We start from the raw sequence: 16,061 nt of genomic DNA on the forward strand, positions 1-16,061 counted from the left end.
CCACAAATTGACGGCGTGTGCAATAGCGGATTTTATGCGCGGGCGGCGTCTGCGTCATACAGCGCCGCGCATTTCTCGTCAACCTCGCGGGCGGGCAGAGCCACGGCCATGGCCACAGCGGCGTTGTAGCGCTCCTCCTGGGTGAAGGCCGCTTCCTTTAGGGGAAAATGCTGCAGAATGTCGGCAACGCGCTCCGCATAGAACCGCGCATAGAGTACACCCCGGTCGGTGATATAAATTTTGCCGTACCGCTGCCGCACAATGACCCCCTGCTTCATCAGGCTGGTCAGGATGCTGGTCACGCTGGGCTTGGTCACGCCCATGACCTGCGCCAGTGCCAGCGGGGAAACTTCAGTATTCTGTTGCGCCAAGCGGTGAATTGCCAGCAAATAGCGCAGATGGGAATCGGTCATATTCAATGGCACATCTCTCCTTTACACCATAAGGCAACGCCGCACAATTCGCGCCTTACGGCTTAAGCACCGCTGCATCGGCACTTAGAATTATGCGGTGTTGCCATACAAAAAGGGTGCGGGCCGAAATAGCCCGCACCCTTTCAGGCACTGTGGTTGTTAATGATGACAGCCGCTGCAGGTCTTACAGTTGCCTGTGCAGCCGCCATGACTGCCGCAGCTACCGCAGCCGCCCCCGCAGGAGCCATCGCAGCAGCCGAGGCCGCCGGTCTTGTGCTCGTGGTACATCAGCCAGCCGGTGCCGCCGAACACGATACTTGCAACAATGATTGTAGGCAGATTGAAATTTGCTGCCAGAAAAGCCATCATAAAAACTCGCTCCTTTCTGTAGAGTGCGGCTTGTGATAAAGCAGATTATTTTGCGGAAACAGCCTTCTTGGAATCGAACTGAACCTCGTTGACGTTCTCGTACTTGTTGGGGCGGAACAGGAGGTAAATCGTGAAGGCGATGATGGCAACAGCCACGATGGTGAAGAAGTTGAAGCCAACCTCACCGGCAATCAGGCCGCCAATCTGGTAAACCACCAGAGAAGCGCAGTAGGCCAGCAGGCACATATAGCCGATGGCGATGGCCGTCCACTTGCCGTTATTCATCTCGCGCTTGATGGCGCCCATAGCAGCGAAGCAGGGAGCGCACAGCAGGTTGAAAATCATAAAGCTGTAAGCGGAGATGTAGGTGAAGTCGTTGGCAACCTCGCCCCAGATTTCATCGCCGTTCTCGGAAAGCTCGCCGCCGAAGTGGTACAGGACGCCGAAGGTGCCGACAACGTTCTCCTTGGCAATCAGGCCGGAGATGGAAGCAACGGTTGCGCGCCAGTTGCCAAAGCCCTGCGGGATGAAGATCCATGCGATGCAGGAAGCGACAGCAGCCAGCAGAGAGTTGTCCTGATCCTCGACCATGCCGAACGCACCGTTCTCAAAGCCGAAGCCCTGCAGGAACCACAGGATGATAGTAGAAGCCAGAATGACCGTGCCGGCGCGCTTGATGAAGGACCAGCCGCGCTCCCAAGTGGCGCGCAGGACGTTGCCCCAAGCGGGCACGTGGTAAGCGGGCAGCTCCATAACGAAGGGAGCCGGGTCACCGGCGAACAGCTTCGTTTTCTTCAGGATGATGCCGGAGATGATGATAGCGGCAAAGCCGATGAAGTAAGCGGAGGTTGCCACCCAGCTGCTGCCGCCGAACAGAGCGCCGGCGAACAGGCCGATGATGGGCATCTTGGCACCGCAGGGAATGAAGCAGGTGGTCATAATGGTCATGCGGCGGTCGCGCTCATTTTCGATGGTACGGGAAGCCATAACACCGGGAACGCCGCAGCCGGTACCGACCAGCATGGGGATGAAGCTCTTGCCGGAAAGGCCGAACTTGCGGAAGATACGGTCCATAATGAAGGCAACGCGGGCCATATAGCCGACATCCTCCAGAATGGAGAGCAGGAAGAACAGAACGAGCATCTGGGGAACGAAGCCCAGAACCGCGCCGACACCGGCGACAATGCCGTCCATAATCAGGCCGTACAGCCAGTCAGCAATGCCCAGACCCTCCAGGAAGCCGCCCAGCGCGTTAGGGACAATCTCACCAAAGAGAACGTCATTCGTCCAGTCGGTGGCAAAGGTGCCGATGCCGATGCCGCCGTCCGCAACGGAGGTGCCCATCGCGATGGCGTACATCAGCCACATAATGGCTGCAAAAATCGGCAGCGCCAGAATACGGTTGGTGACGAACTGGTCGATCTTATCGGAGACGGTCAGATTCTCGGTGCGGGGCTTCTTCTTGACAGCTTTGGTGACAACGCCGTTGATGTAGGCATAGCGCTGGTTGGTGATGATGCTCTCAGCGTCATCGTCCATTTCCTTCTCGCAGTCGGTGATGTGGGCGTCGATGTGGTCGAGGATTTCCTTGGAGAGGTTCAGCTCAGCCTGCACCTTGTCATCACGCTCAAACAGCTTGACAGCGTACCAGCGCAGGAAGCGGCCATCGACCTTGCCCTGGATGGACTCCTCGATGTGGGCGATGGCGTGCTCAACGCTGCCGGTAAAGACGTGGGGCAGCTCGCCTGCCTTGGCCTTCTTGGCGGCGGCCACAGCCAGCTCGGCGGCCTTCTCGCTGCCCTCATTCTTCAGGGCGGAGATTTCCACGGCCTCGCAGCCCAGCTCGGCGGAGAGTTTCTTCAGGTCAATCTTGTCGCCGTTCTTGCGGACAAGGTCAATCATGTTGACGGCCATAACCACGGGGATGCCCAGCTCAATCAGCTGGGTGGTCAGGTAGAGGTTACGCTCGATGTTGGTGCCGTCGATGATGTTCAAGATAGCGTCCGGCTTCTCGTTGACGAGGTAGCCGCGGGCGACAACCTCCTCCAGCGTGTAGGGGGACAGAGAGTAGATACCGGGCAGGTCCTGAATCACAACATCGTCGTGACCCTTGAGTTTGCCTTCCTTCTTCTCAACGGTGACGCCGGGCCAGTTGCCGACATACTGGTTAGAGCCGGTCAGGCTGTTGAACAGGGTAGTTTTACCGCAGTTCGGGTTGCCTGCCAGTGCAATTTTGATTGCCATTGGTTATACCCCTTTCTTAAAACTCACTCAACCTCAATCATCTCGGCGTCAGCCTTGCGGACGCTGAGCTCATAGTTGCGAACGGTCAGCTCCATCGGGTCGCCCAAGGGGGCCACCTTGCGGACGTAGACGCTGGTGCCCTTGGTCAGGCCCATGTCCATGATGCGGCGCTTGACAGGGCCCTCGCCGTGCAGCTTGGCAACGGTGACGGTCTCGCCGACCTGTGCATCTTTCAGAGTTTTCATACGTTGTTCCTCCTCTTAGGTACAATCAATCGAACAGCACAACGGCTGTGGATTCAAAAAAATTACGCAACGATAACGCGCATGGCCAGGGTCTTATCCAGCGCAATGCGCGCCTCCTTGACCTGAATGATGAGGTTGCCGCTGATTTCGTTGACAACGGTAATCGTCTCGCCGACAACAAAGCCCAGCTCCGCCAGATGCTGGCGTATCTCATCCTTGCCGGTAATCTTCTGGATGGTAACGGTATCGCCCGCTTTGGACATCGTCAAAGGCATTCCTTACACTCCCCTTTTTGCAGTGCCTGTCGGCTATTAGCATAAGCTAACGCAGAGGGCAGAAGTATGCGGTTAGAACGCTCTAACCGCTTGCGGCTTTAGTTTACCACCACTAACCGTCAATGTCAATAGCCGAGTTAGCCGTTTATAACTTTTCGTGAAAACTGCCTAGTTATGATTCACTAACTTTGTCATTTTTGAATAATTTGTAAACAAAAGCGGGCAGCTGTTAATGTTCTGCCCGTAGGGCGGGGTGACCCCACCCCGCCGTGTTTCCCTCAAAATGACGTTTCCGGTTCAGCCGTAGGGGGCGGCGTCCCCGACGCCCCGGGCGTGCCCGGCCCCTACAGGGCGGCATATCGGAAAATCCCCCTCCCCTATCACAAAAACAACCCCGGGGGTGTACGCCTCCGGGGATTCTATCACTGGGATTTCTTCTGCTTGCGGGTTTCAACCAGATGCCGCACCGCCAGCACCGGGTGGTGGAACAGCATCCGCGGGCCGCTCCAGCGCATAACCTCGCGGATGCGCTGCCGCATTTCCGGCTTGTAGCAGTGGGTCTTGCAGACGCTGCAGAAGGTCTTTTCGGCCATATGTGGGCAGTGGTCCACCCGCGCATCGGCGTACTCCTGCAGGGCCGCGCAGTCTGGGCAAAGCTGCCCCTTGGGCGTACCGTGGTTGCCGTGGCAGTACAGCGCAATCATCAGGCCCACGGTCTGCTTCTCCTGCGCGCGCTTTTGTTCGGGAGTAATCGTTTTTGCGGCCATCAGCTCATCCTTCCGTTTTCGACAGAGTAGGTGGTGTCGGCAATGCGCATCGTGGAAACACGGTGGCTCACCAGCACCACCGTCTTGCTAGTGCGCCCCTCGGCCAGACTGCGCAGGATGACAGCTTCATTCAGACTGTCGAGGTTGCTGGTCGGCTCATCCAGCAAAATGAACGGTGCATCGTGCAGGAAGGCGCGCGCCACGCCGATGCGCTGGCGTTCGCCGCCTGAGAGAGTGTCCCCCAGCTCGCCCACCGGTGTATCGTAGCCCTGCGGCAGCGTCATGATAAAGTCATGGATGGATGCCTTTTTGCAGGCCTCGACCACCTGTTCATGAGTGGCGTCCAGTCGGGCAATTCTGATGTTTTCCTCGATGCTGTCATGGAACAACACGGTGTCCTGCTCGACAAAGCTCTCCGCTGCGCGCAGGGAGGCCGTGTTGATGCCCTTGATGTTCTCGCCGGAGAGCTCTACCCTGCCCAGATCAGTGTCCCAGAACCGCATGAGCAGCTTGAGCAGCGTGGATTTGCCGCTGCCGCTGCGGCCGGTGATGCCCACAATCTGGTTCTGCGGGATATGCAGGCTGACCTCCTTCAAAATCTCGCTGTCGCCGTAGCCGAAGGTCACGCGGCGGGCGTCCGCCTCGGTGAAGGTGATGTCCTTGCCGGTGGTGACCTCCTCAACAGCGGGCTTCTCGTCCAGAATGTCCAGCACGCGGTTGCCGGCGGCGAAGGTGTTCTGCAGCCCGGTGCCGAGGTTGGCCAGCGCAATGACCGGGCCGAAGCTGCTCATCAGCGCCACAACGCTGACGAGTGCGCCGTCAAAACCGATGACGCCGGTGCTGCACAGCTGCCCGGCCAGCGCCAGCATACCCGCGTCCAGCAGCAGAATGATGGCCCCGGTCATGGCCTGCGCCGTGCCGCCCGCTTCCTTTAGGCGGCGCTCCTGCCCGGAGAGTGCGTCGGTGCGTTGGTTAATCTGCGCCAGCCGGTGGGGGCCGTCGTTATATTGCAGGCTCTCCCGGATGCCGCGCAGGCTGTCCAGCACAAAGCTGTTCAGCGCGCCGAACTCGGCGCGGAAGCTCTCGCCCGATTGGCGCGCCCCTTTGGCGGCGGCCACCGGCACGCCGATGCCGATAACGGCATAGCTGAGGGCTGCGTAGAGCCCCAGCACCGGCGCATAGCCGCCGATAAAGCACGCCATAACGACGCTTACGATAACGGCAATGCAGATGGGAGAAATCGTGTGCGCGTAAAAGACCTCCAGCAGCTCAATGTCGGCGGTCAATACAGCAATCAGGTCGCCCTTGTCGCGGCCCTCCAGCTTGGCGGGGGCCAGACGGCGCAGCACGCCAAAGACCTTGTCCCGGATGAGTGCCAGCAGCTTGAAGGCGATAAAGTGGTTGCAGCCCTGCTCCGCGTAGTGGAGCACGCCGCGGGCCACGGCCAGAACCGGCAGCAGTATGCAGACCGTGCCCAGTGCAACCGGCGCGGCGGGCAGCAGGGTGTCCAACAGCGCATAGACGCCCAGAACCGGGATGAAGATGGCGCAGAGGAAGCCCGCCACGCCCAGCAGCACGGCGCAGACCATAACCGGCGCCAGCGGCTTTACCAGACCAACAAGACGGCACATGACATTAAAATTGCCGCGTGTACGTTTGTTTTTCATCACTGCGTCTCCTTTCCGTAGTTTTCCAGCGCCTGTTGGCGGTTCCACAGGTCGGCGTACAGACCGCCCTGCGCCAGCAGTGCCTCGTGGGTGCCCTGCCCGGCCAGATTGCCGTGGTCCAGCACGTAGATATTGTCCGCTTTTGTGACATTGGCCAGACGGTGCGAAATCAGGATGACCGTCTTGCGCCCGGCCAAGCGGTGGATGCCCGCCATAATGTCATTCTCACTCTCGACATCAATATTGGACGTGGCTTCGTCAAAGATATAGACGGCGCTATCATGCAGCAGGGCGCGGGCCAGTGCCAGACGCTGCCGCTGCCCGCCGGACAGGTTGCCGCCGCCCTCGGTCAGCGGGGTGTTCAGGCCGTCCTCCCCGCGCAGGAAGTCCGCAAGATTCACCTGCTCCAGTGTGCCCCACAGCGCGCCATCATCGGCGTCCGGCGCGGCCATGCGTAGGTTTTCGGCCACCGTGCCCTTGAACAGATGACTGCCAAGACTGACGAGGGTTACATTTTTGAGCAAGCTCTCCTCCCGGATGGTGGAAAGCTCCTGCCCGCCCACGGTCACGTGGCCGGTGTACCCGGCAACACGGCCGGTCAGCACGGCGGCCACTGTGGACTTGCCGCAGCCGCTCTCGCCGACCAGCGCGGTGAAGCTGCCCTGCGGAAAATCAAGGTTCAGACCGTGCAGCGTCTCTTTTTCGGGCGTGTAGCCAAAGTGCAAATCACGGCAGGCAATGGCGCAGTCGGTGCCGATTTCGGCGGTTCTGGCGCTGGCCTCGGGCAAATCCAGCAGCTTGAAAATCTTGTCGCTGGCGGCCATACCGTTCATGGCAACGTGGAAGTATGACCCGAGCGCCCGCATAGGCAGGGAAAAATCCGCCGACAGCAGCAAAATGCAAAGTGCTCCCTGCAGGCCAACCCGGCCCGCGGCAAACTCCTTAGCTGCCACGGCAATGCCCAGCGCCGCACCGCCGTAGGCAATCACGTCCATGACGATGATCGAGTTGAGCTGCATCGTCAGCACCTTCATCGTCACCTTGCGGAAATGCTCGGCCTCGCGGTTCATGGCGGCGTGGCGCGCCCCATCGGCCTGATAGATTTTCAGCGTGGTCAGCCCCTGCAGATTTTCAAGGAAGCTGTCCCCCAGCGCGGCATACTGGCCCCAGTACTTGCCCAGCAGGCGTTTGGCAAATTTCTGCACAGCCACGATGGAAACAGGAATCAGCGGCACGCAAATCATCAGGATGACCGCCGCCCGCAGACTGACCGGGGCCAGCGCAATAAACAACGTGACCGGGGCCAGCATAGCGTAGAAAAACTGCGGCAGATAGGCGCCGAAGTAGGTTTCCAGCTGCTCGACACCCTCACCTGCCAGCTGCAGGACCTCAGCCGTCGGCACGGCCTGCGTGTAGCTGCCGCCAAGGCGCAGGAGTTTTTCATAGATGGCGGCGCGGAGCGTCTTTTTGACGGTGCGGCTGGCGTTGTAGCTGGCCGAGGCCGCGCCCTGCGTGCAGAAAAACCGCACGATCAGCGCGGCCAGCAGCACCAGCAGTGCGGCGGGCAGATCCCCCTGCCCTGCGCAGAGCCCTGCCAAAAAGGCGGAGACTGCAAAAATCATGGCAATGTTCGCTAGCAATGCTACCCACTGCAGCACTACATTTTTGGCGATATAGCGTTTTGAATCGCCCATCATACCAATCAGGCGTTTGTTAATCATCATAAGCGTTGCGTCCTTTGTGCATAAAATAGCCGTCGCTCATACCGGGCGGCGGCAAAAATCAGATTACACCTTTTCTGTGGTGCGCAGGGGAAGATAGCCCGCGTCGCGGATGGCCTTGCGCAGAGCATCCTCGTCGGCGTCGGCCTTGGTCCAGATGGTGACATTCTGGGCGCTCAGATTGACCTCGGCCAGTGTGTCCGGCAAGGTGTTCAGGGCGTTTTCCACATGGCGCTGGCAGTTCTGGCAGGTCATGCCGTCCACGCCCATAATCAGGCGGTGGGGGTAGTGGCTTTTGTTGGCGTCAGCAGCCTTGATTTTTTTGGCCGGGGCCTCATGCTCGCCGCAACAACCGCCGCCGTGGCGCAGATGATGTACAAAACTGTAAATGCCGTAGCAGACCACGGCCAGAAGCAGTAAAACAATAATGACGTTTGCCATATACAAAACCTCCGGGTTAGTATTTTCTAATTCGACTTAGAATATACTAACTTTCCGGCCGTTTGTCAAGTGGTACCTTTTTGGTGAGTGGGGCGGATGAGGGGAAGCTGCGGAGGGGTCAAGACCTCTCCCTACAGATTGGCCATAAACGGCATAGGGCGGCAAGGCTGCTACGGAGGGTCGGAAACAAAACAGTTTGGCAAGCAAAAAAACCGTATAAACGCAAAAAAGGAGGGGCGCTGCCGCCCCTCCCGGTATGGATGGATATGGAGAAATCTGGAAAAATCAGGTGTTGGCAAGCGCGGTGCCCATGGCGGCGCAGGCGGTCTCGGCATCGCCGTCGGGGGCACCGTTGGCCATTATGGGCTCAACCACCATGCGGGCCCCGGCAGCTTCGGCATCCTCGGCCCAGGTGCGGAGCCATTCGCCATCGCCCCAGCCATAGGAGCCGAACAGTCCGACCGGCTTGCCACTCAGCGCGCCGCGCAGGCTCTGGTACATCGGCTCAAACTCGCTTTCCTCAAGCTGCTCGGCGCCCATGGCGGGGCAACCCAGTGCAAAGCCAGTGTAGTCCCCGGCCGTGGCAACGTTGAATTCTGCGGCGGTGAGCTTATCCACCGCAGCACCGGCGGCCGAGGCTGCGGTGGCAACCAAATCAGCCATAGCCTCGGTGTTGCCGGTGCCGCTCCAATAGATAACTGCAATCTTGCTCATACGTAACTACTCCTTTGATTGTATTTATGGTGCATCATCAGGCGGCTACGGTCAGCCGTCTGATTGAGGTGCCGTTGTAATAGCAGCGCGCATAGATGCGCTCGCACTTTTTGTAACGGTCAAACTCGGCCTGCGCCGCGGCGGGGTCGGTGTAGACCTTCCAATAGCCGCAGGCCGTAAAGTTTTTGCCGCGGTTGCGGATAAAACCGATGACATCCGCCAGCGGATAGCCGAGAAAAACGCCAATCTCATGCGGGAAATCCGCATCACAGCAAAGCCGCGCCGACAGCTGGCCCAGCAGGGTATCGGCATCGCCGGGGGTGTAGCCCTCCCCTGCCAGAAACGCCAGTGCGCCGGAGTCTGCCAATAGTGTGGCGACCCGCGCCGGGCGATATACATAGACGAGCACAGCGCCGGTGCGGGGGCACTGCTTGAGGATGCGCACCGCCACCCCGCGGGGCGAGAGTGCGGCGTCCCATGCGGCGGCCATTGCGGCGGCATCCTGCCCCGGTGCGGGCTGGTAACGGAAAAGGCTTGCGGGCTTGAGCCCCGCCAGCGTAGGGGCACACAGTGTGGCCAAATCACAGGCAAAGCTGCGTGGGCTGCGGTTGATGTGCGTTTGTTCCTGCATGAACTGACTCCTTGCTTTTACAATGGTTAGAATATGCTAACCTACGGTCCCATAAAACCGCACAGCGCGGGGAGAGAACCACACTGTGCGGGTTATGGGTCCAAAACGGGGATTTGCTGCGGTTAGCTATAACTAACGATAATACTATATCATGCTGGACGGCGCTTGTCAAGGGGATGCCAGAATAAATTCACACGCGGCAGGGCACCATATCCTTTGCCCGCCGGTTTGCGGTCAGGGTGTCAGGCCGCAAAAACAGGCTGTTCAGCGCGGTAAAGGCGGGGCTGCTCTGTTTACCCGGCTGGCCATAGGGCTCCTTACTGCGCATTTTTGGCGCGGCACTTGGGGCAGAGGTAACGGATGGTCAGCGTGTAGCCGAGCACCTCGGTGCCGATGGCCGATTCAATGTCGCGCACCAGCCCCACCACCGGTAAATCGGCTAAATCGCCGCAGCCCTCACACAGCAGATGGCCGTGGGGCGTGGGGTTGGCATCGTAGCGGTCGGGGCCGTCGGGCATTTCCAGATGGCCGATTTCGCCGTCCAGCTCCATCAGTTTCAGGTTGCGGTAGACGGTGCCGCGGGCAATGTGCGGCATGGCCTGCCGGGCATGGCTGAAGATTTCGTCCGCGGTCATATGCTCCGGGCATTTCTCGCGCATAATGTCAAGTATAAGGGCACGCTGGCGGGTCATAGGCAGACCTCCTTACTAAATTTAAGAACACATCTTATTTTTATTATAGCATCAAAGCGCGACTTGTCAACCTCGTAGGCAAAATATACAAGAATCCTTCCCCAAATTGTACTTGACAACCGTGGCAGGGGTGCTATAATGGGGGAAAAGCAAGACACATTCCTAATTTTTAAACGGAGGTATTCGATATGGAGCTCAGAGGCAGCAAGACCGAAAAGAATCTGTGGGAGGCTTTCGCAGGCGAGAGTCAGGCCCGCAACAAGTACACCTACTTTGCGTCCAAGGCCAAGAAGGAAGGCTACGAGCAGATCAGTGCCATCTTCACCGAGACCGCCAACAACGAGAAGGAGCACGCCAAAATCTGGTTCAAGCTTCTCATGGAGAACGGCGAGATTCCCGACACCCTGACCTGCTTGAAGATGGCTGCCGCGGGTGAGAACGAGGAGCACACCTCGATGTATCCGCGTATGGCCGCCGAGGCCAAGGAGGAAGGCTTCAACCAGATTGCCGCGCTGTTCACGATGGTGGCCGCCATTGAGAAGGACCATGAGGAACGCTACAAGGCACTGGCCGCCAACATTGAGGCCGGCAAGGTCTACGCCCGCGAGAGCGAGCAGGTCTGGCAGTGCCGCAACTGCGGGTTTGTCTATATCGGCCAGCACGCCCCCGTCAAATGCCCCGTCTGCGCGCATCCCCAGAGCTATTTTGAGCTCAAGAGCAATAACTACTGATATTTTCCCTGCAAGGGGCCCTTCGGGGCCCTTTTTTTGATACATTTCCGCGGCCTGCGGCGTTATAAGGGTGAAAGGAGGTCAAGCCGATGCAGACGGAACAGGATTTAGAAAAGCTGGTACATACCCATACGGCGGCATTGCTGCGCTATTGCACCGGCCTGCTGGGCAGTGAGGCGGACGCACAGGACGCGGTACAGCAGACCTTTATCAAGGCGTGGCAGAACCGCCACACCCTGCGCCGCGACGGAACGGACAACGAGCGTGCGTGGCTGTACCGCATTGCCTACCGCACCGCGCTGGATATGCTGCGGGCGGCGCGGCGGGCTGCGGCCTACCCCACCCCGGAGCCGTTGGAGCAGGACCCCGGTATCAGTGAGGAGCTGCGCAGCGCGCTGGACACATTGAAGCCGCTTGACAGGGCGCTGGTGTTGGAGCGTGTGCTGGATGGGCTGGACTACAAAACGCTGGCACAGATACACACAAGACCCGCAGGCTATCTGCGCACACGCTATAACCGCGCCAAAAAGCAGCTGGCCGAACGCTTGAAGGAGGGTGAATCAGATGACGTATGACCGCGATGAAGTATTTTTGCAGGAAAAGCTGACTGCCGGGCTGCACCCGGCTGAGGTTGATTTGTGGCCCGCTGTGGCGCAAGGGCTGCCCACAGGCCGTGCCGCGCAGCGGGCGCGGTGGCTGCGCCCGGCACTCTGCCTTGTTGCACCGCTGCTGATTGCCGCCGGTGTGCTGGTGGGAACCGCAGAATTTACGAACCTGCGCGAAAACCCGCGTCCGGCCTTCGCCCCGCAGGCCAACACCGGTTATGCAATCACCTACGAACGGCAGTATTTTACGCTGGACAGTGATTTGCTGGCGGGTATGGCTGCCAACCATAAGGGAGAAACGGCGGCAGACGGAACCCTGCCGGGCAGCGTGGTGATAAATGGGCGGCTGCATCTGGACAACAAGGACAGCCGTGCCGTCTATGCAAAAGCGGCCCGCGGCTATGACAGCTGGGCAGAGCTGACCGCGGCCACCGGCCTGCCGCTGGCACAGAACCCGCTGCTGGATGCGGGCAAATACGATGAGGATGTGTCTGTACGGCGGTACAACACAGTGCAGTCGGAATCCGCCGCCGGTGAGAAAACGGAGGTGGTCGCATCCGATGCCGACTATGCGGCGGCGCTCATCCCCATCGGGCGCGGAGAACTGCCGGACAAGGTGTATCTGCATTTTGGCAAGCAGCTGGACGGATACCGGGTTGAGATGATGGCCGTGGCCTATCTGGGCGATGCACCGAGCGAAACAGCCGCCGCTGTCTTTGAAAGCGAGAGGGCCGGGCTTACGTGGACGTGTGAAAGCTACCCCATGGCAAACGGAAACACGGCCCTGATCCCCCACTGCACCAGCAACCCGACCTCCCTGCTGTGGGTGCAGTCCGCGGCCTATTTCGAACAGGACGGCATTTTGTACAAGGTACAGTGCCTGCCCAGCGGGGATGTGTGGGCCAGAACGCAGGAGGAAATATTGGTCGAACTGCGGACGGTTCTGGACGGATTTACCTAAAAAATGGGTATGCACCGGTTTGGTGCATACCCATTTTTCAGCGCTCTTCCAAAGGCACATATTCTCTTGTCTGCATAATGCTCTGGTAGGCGGGGCGGATGATCTTGTCCACGTTGACAAGCTCCTCCATGCGGTGGGCGGACCAGCCGACAATACGTGCTACGGCGAAAATCGGCGTGTAGAGCTCGACCGGGATGCCCAGCATATCATACACAAAACCGGAGTAGAAGTCCACGTTGGTGGAAACGCCCTTGTAGATGTGGCGCTTCTCGGCAATGACCTTGGGGGCCAGGCGCTCAATCGTGTTGTAATACTCAAAGTCGCGGCTGCGGCCCTTGGCATCGGCCAGCTGGTGGACAAAGCTCTTGAACACCACGGCACGTGGGTCACTCAAGGAGTAGACCGCATGGCCCATGCCGTAAATCAAACCCTTCTGGTCGAAGGCCTGCCGGTCCACAATGCGGCCCAGATAGTCGGCCATGGCCTCCTCGTCCAGCGGGTCGGCAACGTGGGCGCGGATGTCATCCATCATCTGCATAACCTTGATGTTGGCACCGCCGTGCTTGGGGCCCTTCAAGCTGGAAAGCGCCGCCGCAATGACTGAGTAGGTGTCTGACCCGGAGGAGGTGACCACGCGGGTGGTAAAAGTGGAGTTGTTGCCGCCGCCGTGCTCCATGTGCAGCAGCAGGGCAATGTCCAGCGCGTGGGCTTCCAGCTCGGTGTATTTCTGGTCGGGGCGCAGCATTTTCAGCAGATTTTCCGCCGTGGAAAGGTTCGGGTCGGGGCGGTGAATGTACATACTGCCGCCGCACTCATAATAATTGTAGGCGTGGTAGCCGTAGACCGCCAGCATCGGGAAGACGCTGATGAGCTTGATGCACTGCTCCAGCTGGGTCTGCAGGTCGGTCTTGCCGATGTCATCATCATAGCTGGCCAGCGTCAGCACGCTGCGGGTCAGCGAGTTCATCAGGTCATGGCTGGGGGCCTTCATAATGACATCACGCACAAAATTGGTCGGCAGGTCGCGGCATTTTGCCAAACAGCTGTTGAAACTGTTCAACTGCTCGGCGTTGGGCAAATCGCCCAGAAGCAGAAGATAAGCCGCACCCTCAAAGGCGTAGCGCTTGCCGCGCAGGCCGCAGATGAGGTCATAGACGTTGTAGCCGCGGTACCAGAGCTTGCCCTCACAGGGAACCTTTTTGCCATCGCGCATTTCAAAGGCGTCAATGCGAGAAATATTGGTGATGCCCGCCAGTACGCCGTTGCCGTTTTTATCGCGCAGACCGCGCTTGATGTCATACTGGGCAAACAGCGCCGGGTCAATCCGGTTGTTGGTGACACATTCCTCGGTAAAAATGCGTGCTTCCTTTTCAATGGCCGCGTAATCGCTCATAATGATGGCCTCCCTTTCCCTTTTCTGTCCGTGAACGGTAAACACTTTGTGGCACCTGAGGGGTTTTCTACAAATCGTATAACGTATAAGACCTATTATACAGGAAGAATGAACACTCTGTCAAACAAACTTTCTGTAAACAAAGGAGACTGCGTGCGGACGGCATACGGCCGCGGGGCTTCGGCGGGTGGAATCACCCCGCCCCTACTGCGTGTTATTTTTCAGTCCGCCACCAGCACGGTTACGCTGGTGGGCGCCAGCTCCAGCGCATCGCGGAAACAGGGCCCAAAGGGGGCAGCGTCGGCGTGGACGCCGTCAGAGAGCTTGCGCCACGTGCCTGCCGGAAGGCTGGCCCACTGGCGGGTGCGCTCGGGGTTGTAATAGACAGCCAGCTGCCCCGCGGCGGCGTTGCCGTCATTCTCCGGCACAAAGCCGATGAGCCACCCGGGCAGCGCCAGAATGAACGGCTCGGGCTCCCATACTGCACCGCTGAGGCGCGGATAAGCGCGGCGGATGGCCAGCATACCGCGGTAGAACGCCGTCAGCGCGGCAAACTCCGGCCGGTGGGCGCGGGTCCAGTCAAGCTGGTTGGTGGAAAGCGGTCCCTTGTAGCTGTTGTGTTCGCCGTATTTGGTGCGGCCCCACTCCTCGCCTGCCTGCATGAAAGGCAGACCCTGACAGGTCAGGTAGATGCCCGCGGTCATACGGTTCTGTGCCAACAAATCGGCGTCCGGCTCGTCATAGTCGGTGCGGCGGGCCACGGCGGCCAGTTTGTCCCACAGGGTGTAGTTGTCATGGGCGGAGACATACTGCACCACCTGCCCGGCCTTTTTGGGCCAGAAGCCGTGGGCGCCGCTGCGCCATGCGCTGATGGAGTGCAGCACATCATAGCCGTGCTGCGGTGCGCCGTTGACATAGCCCGCGTTGGCCGCGTCAAAGACATTGCCCTTGATGCAGTCCCGCGTATCATCGCAGAAAAAGCCGATGCGGTCACTCAGCGCGTCAAGCGCACGCTTGTCGGCGGGGCGTGCGCCGCCTTCCACGTTGGTGCTGCCGCCCATCCACGGCTCGCCGTACATCAGGATGCTCTCGCCGCCGGGCAGACTGTCCAGCGCGGCGCGGATGGCGTTCATTGTGTCCACATCCTCCAGCGCCATCAAATCAAAGCGGAAACCATCAATGTGGTAGGTGGTGGCCCAGTACAGCACGGATTCTACAATGTACTTGCGCACCATCGGGCGCTCGCTGGCAAGGTCACAGCCGCAGCCGGAGCCGTTGGTCGTCATACCGTTGGGCCAGCGGCGGTTCCAGTAACCGGGCACGGTGCGTTCCAGGTTGCTCTCTCCATGGTAGGTGTGGTTGTAGACCACGTCCATCACCACGCCCAACCCTGCGCGGTGCAGGGCGGCCACCATGGCGCGGCACTCTCTGACGCGCACCTCGCCGTGGAAGGCGTCCGTGGCAAAGCTGCCCTCGGGGACGTTGTAGTTCTGCGGGTCATAGCCCCAGTTGTAGCCGCCGTCCGGCCGGGACTCGTCCACCGTGGCATAGTCATAGATGGGCTGCAGCTGCACATGGCTGACGCCCAGATTTTTCAGGTAATTCAGGCAGGTCGGGTGTTGCCCATCGCCGTCCAGTGTGGTGTCCGCCGGGGTGAAGCCCATAAACTTGCCGCGCCATTCGGGGCGCACACCGCTGTGCTCATCGGCGGAAAAGTCCGCCACGTGCACCTCCCATACGCTGCGGGCGTGGGCCGGGATATCAGGGCGCCTGTCCTGCGCCCAGCCCTCCGGGGCGGCCTTGGTCAGGTCCACCACCATGCCGCGCGCGCCGTTGGCCCCGGCAGAGCGTGCGTAGGGGTCGACCACCTCATGCACGCGTCCGTCCGGGAAATAGATGCGGTAGATATAGTAGACACCGTGCAGATTGCCGGGCAGCGCAATGGCCCAGACACCGTCCCCGCCGCGGCGCATTTCATGCACGCCCAGCTCTTTGGCACCGGGCTCGGTATCGGTGCCGGTGGCATACAGGCAGAGCACGACCCCGCAGGCAGTGGGAGCCCACAGCTTGAAGGTGGTCTCCTCCGCCGAAGGGTTTGCGCCGAGGTCACTGCCGTGGTAATAGGGCAGCTCACAGGCCTGATGCCAGTTCATGGGTAATCGCTCCTTACTATATAATCCTTAAAAAATATT

The 16,061-nt window shown here is 59.7% G+C and carries 18 protein-coding genes; 3 read left to right on the forward strand and 15 right to left on the reverse strand.

Annotation, left to right across the window (positions count from 1 at the left end; all coding sequences use genetic code 11):
* Window positions 1-32 precede the first annotated feature (32 nt).
* From NE623_RS06205 to NE623_RS06265, 13 genes are all read right to left on the reverse strand, one after another.
* Entirely contained in the window at window positions 33-413 is a 381-nt protein-coding gene (locus tag NE623_RS06205) for a metal-dependent transcriptional regulator (protein WP_256271998.1), read from the reverse strand.
* 159 nt (window positions 414-572) lie between these two features.
* Entirely contained in the window at window positions 573-782 is a 210-nt protein-coding gene (locus NE623_RS06210; protein ID WP_256271914.1) for a FeoB-associated Cys-rich membrane protein, read from the reverse strand.
* A gap of 45 nt (window positions 783-827) precedes the next feature.
* Window positions 828-3,026, reverse strand: coding sequence for a ferrous iron transport protein B (feoB, locus tag NE623_RS06215; RefSeq protein ID WP_256271913.1), 2,199 nt, complete (start codon window positions 3,024-3,026; stop codon window positions 828-830).
* Window positions 3,027-3,049: 23 nt separating this feature from the next.
* Window positions 3,050-3,271 carry a FeoA family protein gene (locus NE623_RS06220; protein WP_256271912.1) on the reverse strand — a complete coding sequence of 74 codons (222 nt, stop codon included), beginning with the start codon at window positions 3,269-3,271 and terminating at the stop codon, window positions 3,050-3,052.
* A gap of 62 nt (window positions 3,272-3,333) precedes the next feature.
* On the reverse strand, window positions 3,334-3,546 hold the full coding sequence (locus NE623_RS06225; protein WP_256271911.1) for a FeoA family protein: 213 nt from the start codon (window positions 3,544-3,546) through the stop codon (window positions 3,334-3,336).
* Window positions 3,547-3,968: 422 nt separating this feature from the next.
* Entirely contained in the window at window positions 3,969-4,313 is a 345-nt protein-coding gene (locus tag NE623_RS06230; RefSeq protein ID WP_256271910.1) for a nitrous oxide-stimulated promoter family protein, read from the reverse strand.
* Window positions 4,313-5,980, reverse strand: a complete 1,668-nt coding sequence (locus NE623_RS06235) for an amino acid ABC transporter ATP-binding/permease protein (protein ID WP_256271909.1) — start codon at window positions 5,978-5,980, stop codon at window positions 4,313-4,315. The genes NE623_RS06230 and NE623_RS06235 overlap by 1 nt, the downstream gene beginning before the upstream one ends.
* On the reverse strand, window positions 5,980-7,701 hold the full coding sequence (locus NE623_RS06240) for an ABC transporter ATP-binding protein/permease (RefSeq protein WP_370866700.1): 1,722 nt from the start codon (window positions 7,699-7,701) through the stop codon (window positions 5,980-5,982). The genes NE623_RS06235 and NE623_RS06240 overlap by 1 nt, the downstream gene beginning before the upstream one ends.
* Window positions 7,702-7,767: 66 nt before the next feature.
* Entirely contained in the window at window positions 7,768-8,142 is a 375-nt protein-coding gene (locus tag NE623_RS06245) for a cation transporter (protein ID WP_256271907.1), read from the reverse strand.
* Between the two features lie 285 nt (window positions 8,143-8,427).
* Window positions 8,428-8,856, reverse strand: coding sequence for a flavodoxin (locus NE623_RS06250; RefSeq protein ID WP_256271906.1), 429 nt, complete (start codon window positions 8,854-8,856; stop codon window positions 8,428-8,430).
* Window positions 8,857-8,893: 37 nt separating this feature from the next.
* Window positions 8,894-9,487 carry a DUF3793 family protein gene (locus NE623_RS06255; RefSeq protein ID WP_256271905.1) on the reverse strand — a complete coding sequence of 198 codons (594 nt, stop codon included), beginning with the start codon at window positions 9,485-9,487 and terminating at the stop codon, window positions 8,894-8,896.
* A gap of 190 nt (window positions 9,488-9,677) precedes the next feature.
* Window positions 9,678-9,815 (reverse strand): hypothetical protein, encoded by a 138-nt coding sequence (locus NE623_RS06260; RefSeq protein WP_256271904.1) that lies wholly within the window; start codon window positions 9,813-9,815, stop codon window positions 9,678-9,680.
* On the reverse strand, window positions 9,805-10,179 hold the full coding sequence (locus tag NE623_RS06265) for a Fur family transcriptional regulator (protein ID WP_256271903.1): 375 nt from the start codon (window positions 10,177-10,179) through the stop codon (window positions 9,805-9,807). Before NE623_RS06265 ends, NE623_RS06260 begins: the two co-directional genes overlap by 11 nt.
* Window positions 10,180-10,367: 188 nt before the next feature.
* On the opposite strand from NE623_RS06265, the gene rbr reads away from it, so the two are divergent.
* The 3 genes from rbr (at window position 10,368) to NE623_RS06280 (ending at window position 12,476) form a co-directional block, all read left to right on the forward strand.
* Window positions 10,368-10,910, forward strand: coding sequence for a rubrerythrin (gene rbr, locus NE623_RS06270; protein ID WP_256271902.1), 543 nt, complete (start codon window positions 10,368-10,370; stop codon window positions 10,908-10,910).
* Window positions 10,911-10,999: 89 nt separating this feature from the next.
* Window positions 11,000-11,485, forward strand: a complete 486-nt coding sequence (locus tag NE623_RS06275) for an RNA polymerase sigma factor (protein WP_256271900.1) — start codon at window positions 11,000-11,002, stop codon at window positions 11,483-11,485.
* A complete protein-coding gene (locus NE623_RS06280) occupies window positions 11,475-12,476 on the forward strand; it encodes a hypothetical protein (RefSeq protein WP_256271899.1) in 1,002 nt (333 codons plus the stop codon). The genes NE623_RS06275 and NE623_RS06280 overlap by 11 nt, the downstream gene beginning before the upstream one ends.
* A 37-nt stretch (window positions 12,477-12,513) precedes the next feature.
* On the opposite strand, the gene NE623_RS06285 is transcribed toward NE623_RS06280, so the two are convergent.
* On the reverse strand, window positions 12,514-13,869 hold the full coding sequence (locus NE623_RS06285) for a citrate/2-methylcitrate synthase (protein ID WP_256271898.1): 1,356 nt from the start codon (window positions 13,867-13,869) through the stop codon (window positions 12,514-12,516).
* Window positions 13,870-14,090: 221 nt separating this feature from the next.
* Window positions 14,091-16,022, reverse strand: a complete 1,932-nt coding sequence (pulA, locus tag NE623_RS06290; protein ID WP_256271896.1) for a type I pullulanase — start codon at window positions 16,020-16,022, stop codon at window positions 14,091-14,093.
* Window positions 16,023-16,061: the final 39 nt, after the last annotated feature.

Source organism: Gemmiger formicilis (genome assembly GCF_024462815.1).
Taxonomy (GTDB): domain Bacteria; phylum Bacillota; class Clostridia; order Oscillospirales; family Ruminococcaceae; genus Gemmiger.

Coding starts and splice junctions, on each gene's coding strand:
- NE623_RS06275 (WP_256271900.1), top strand. CDS start 11,000: ATGCAGACGGAACAGGATTTAGAAAAGCTGGTACATACCCATACGGCG.
- NE623_RS06235 (WP_256271909.1), bottom strand. CDS start 5,980: ATGAAAAACAAACGTACACGCGGCAATTTTAATGTCATGTGCCGTCTT.
- feoB (WP_256271913.1), bottom strand. CDS start 3,026: ATGGCAATCAAAATTGCACTGGCAGGCAACCCGAACTGCGGTAAAACT.
- NE623_RS06255 (WP_256271905.1), bottom strand. CDS start 9,487: ATGCAGGAACAAACGCACATCAACCGCAGCCCACGCAGCTTTGCCTGT.
- NE623_RS06245 (WP_256271907.1), bottom strand. CDS start 8,142: ATGGCAAACGTCATTATTGTTTTACTGCTTCTGGCCGTGGTCTGCTAC.
- NE623_RS06250 (WP_256271906.1), bottom strand. CDS start 8,856: ATGAGCAAGATTGCAGTTATCTATTGGAGCGGCACCGGCAACACCGAG.
- NE623_RS06230 (WP_256271910.1), bottom strand. CDS start 4,313: ATGGCCGCAAAAACGATTACTCCCGAACAAAAGCGCGCGCAGGAGAAG.
- pulA (WP_256271896.1), bottom strand. CDS start 16,022: ATGAACTGGCATCAGGCCTGTGAGCTGCCCTATTACCACGGCAGTGAC.
- rbr (WP_256271902.1), top strand. CDS start 10,368: ATGGAGCTCAGAGGCAGCAAGACCGAAAAGAATCTGTGGGAGGCTTTC.
- NE623_RS06285 (WP_256271898.1), bottom strand. CDS start 13,869: ATGAGCGATTACGCGGCCATTGAAAAGGAAGCACGCATTTTTACCGAG.
- NE623_RS06205 (WP_256271998.1), bottom strand. CDS start 413: ATGACCGATTCCCATCTGCGCTATTTGCTGGCAATTCACCGCTTGGCG.
- NE623_RS06220 (WP_256271912.1), bottom strand. CDS start 3,271: ATGAAAACTCTGAAAGATGCACAGGTCGGCGAGACCGTCACCGTTGCC.
- NE623_RS06265 (WP_256271903.1), bottom strand. CDS start 10,179: ATGACCCGCCAGCGTGCCCTTATACTTGACATTATGCGCGAGAAATGC.
- NE623_RS06210 (WP_256271914.1), bottom strand. CDS start 782: ATGATGGCTTTTCTGGCAGCAAATTTCAATCTGCCTACAATCATTGTT.
- NE623_RS06260 (WP_256271904.1), bottom strand. CDS start 9,815: ATGCGCAGTAAGGAGCCCTATGGCCAGCCGGGTAAACAGAGCAGCCCC.
- NE623_RS06240 (WP_370866700.1), bottom strand. CDS start 7,701: ATGATTAACAAACGCCTGATTGGTATGATGGGCGATTCAAAACGCTAT.
- NE623_RS06225 (WP_256271911.1), bottom strand. CDS start 3,546: ATGCCTTTGACGATGTCCAAAGCGGGCGATACCGTTACCATCCAGAAG.
- NE623_RS06280 (WP_256271899.1), top strand. CDS start 11,475: ATGACGTATGACCGCGATGAAGTATTTTTGCAGGAAAAGCTGACTGCC.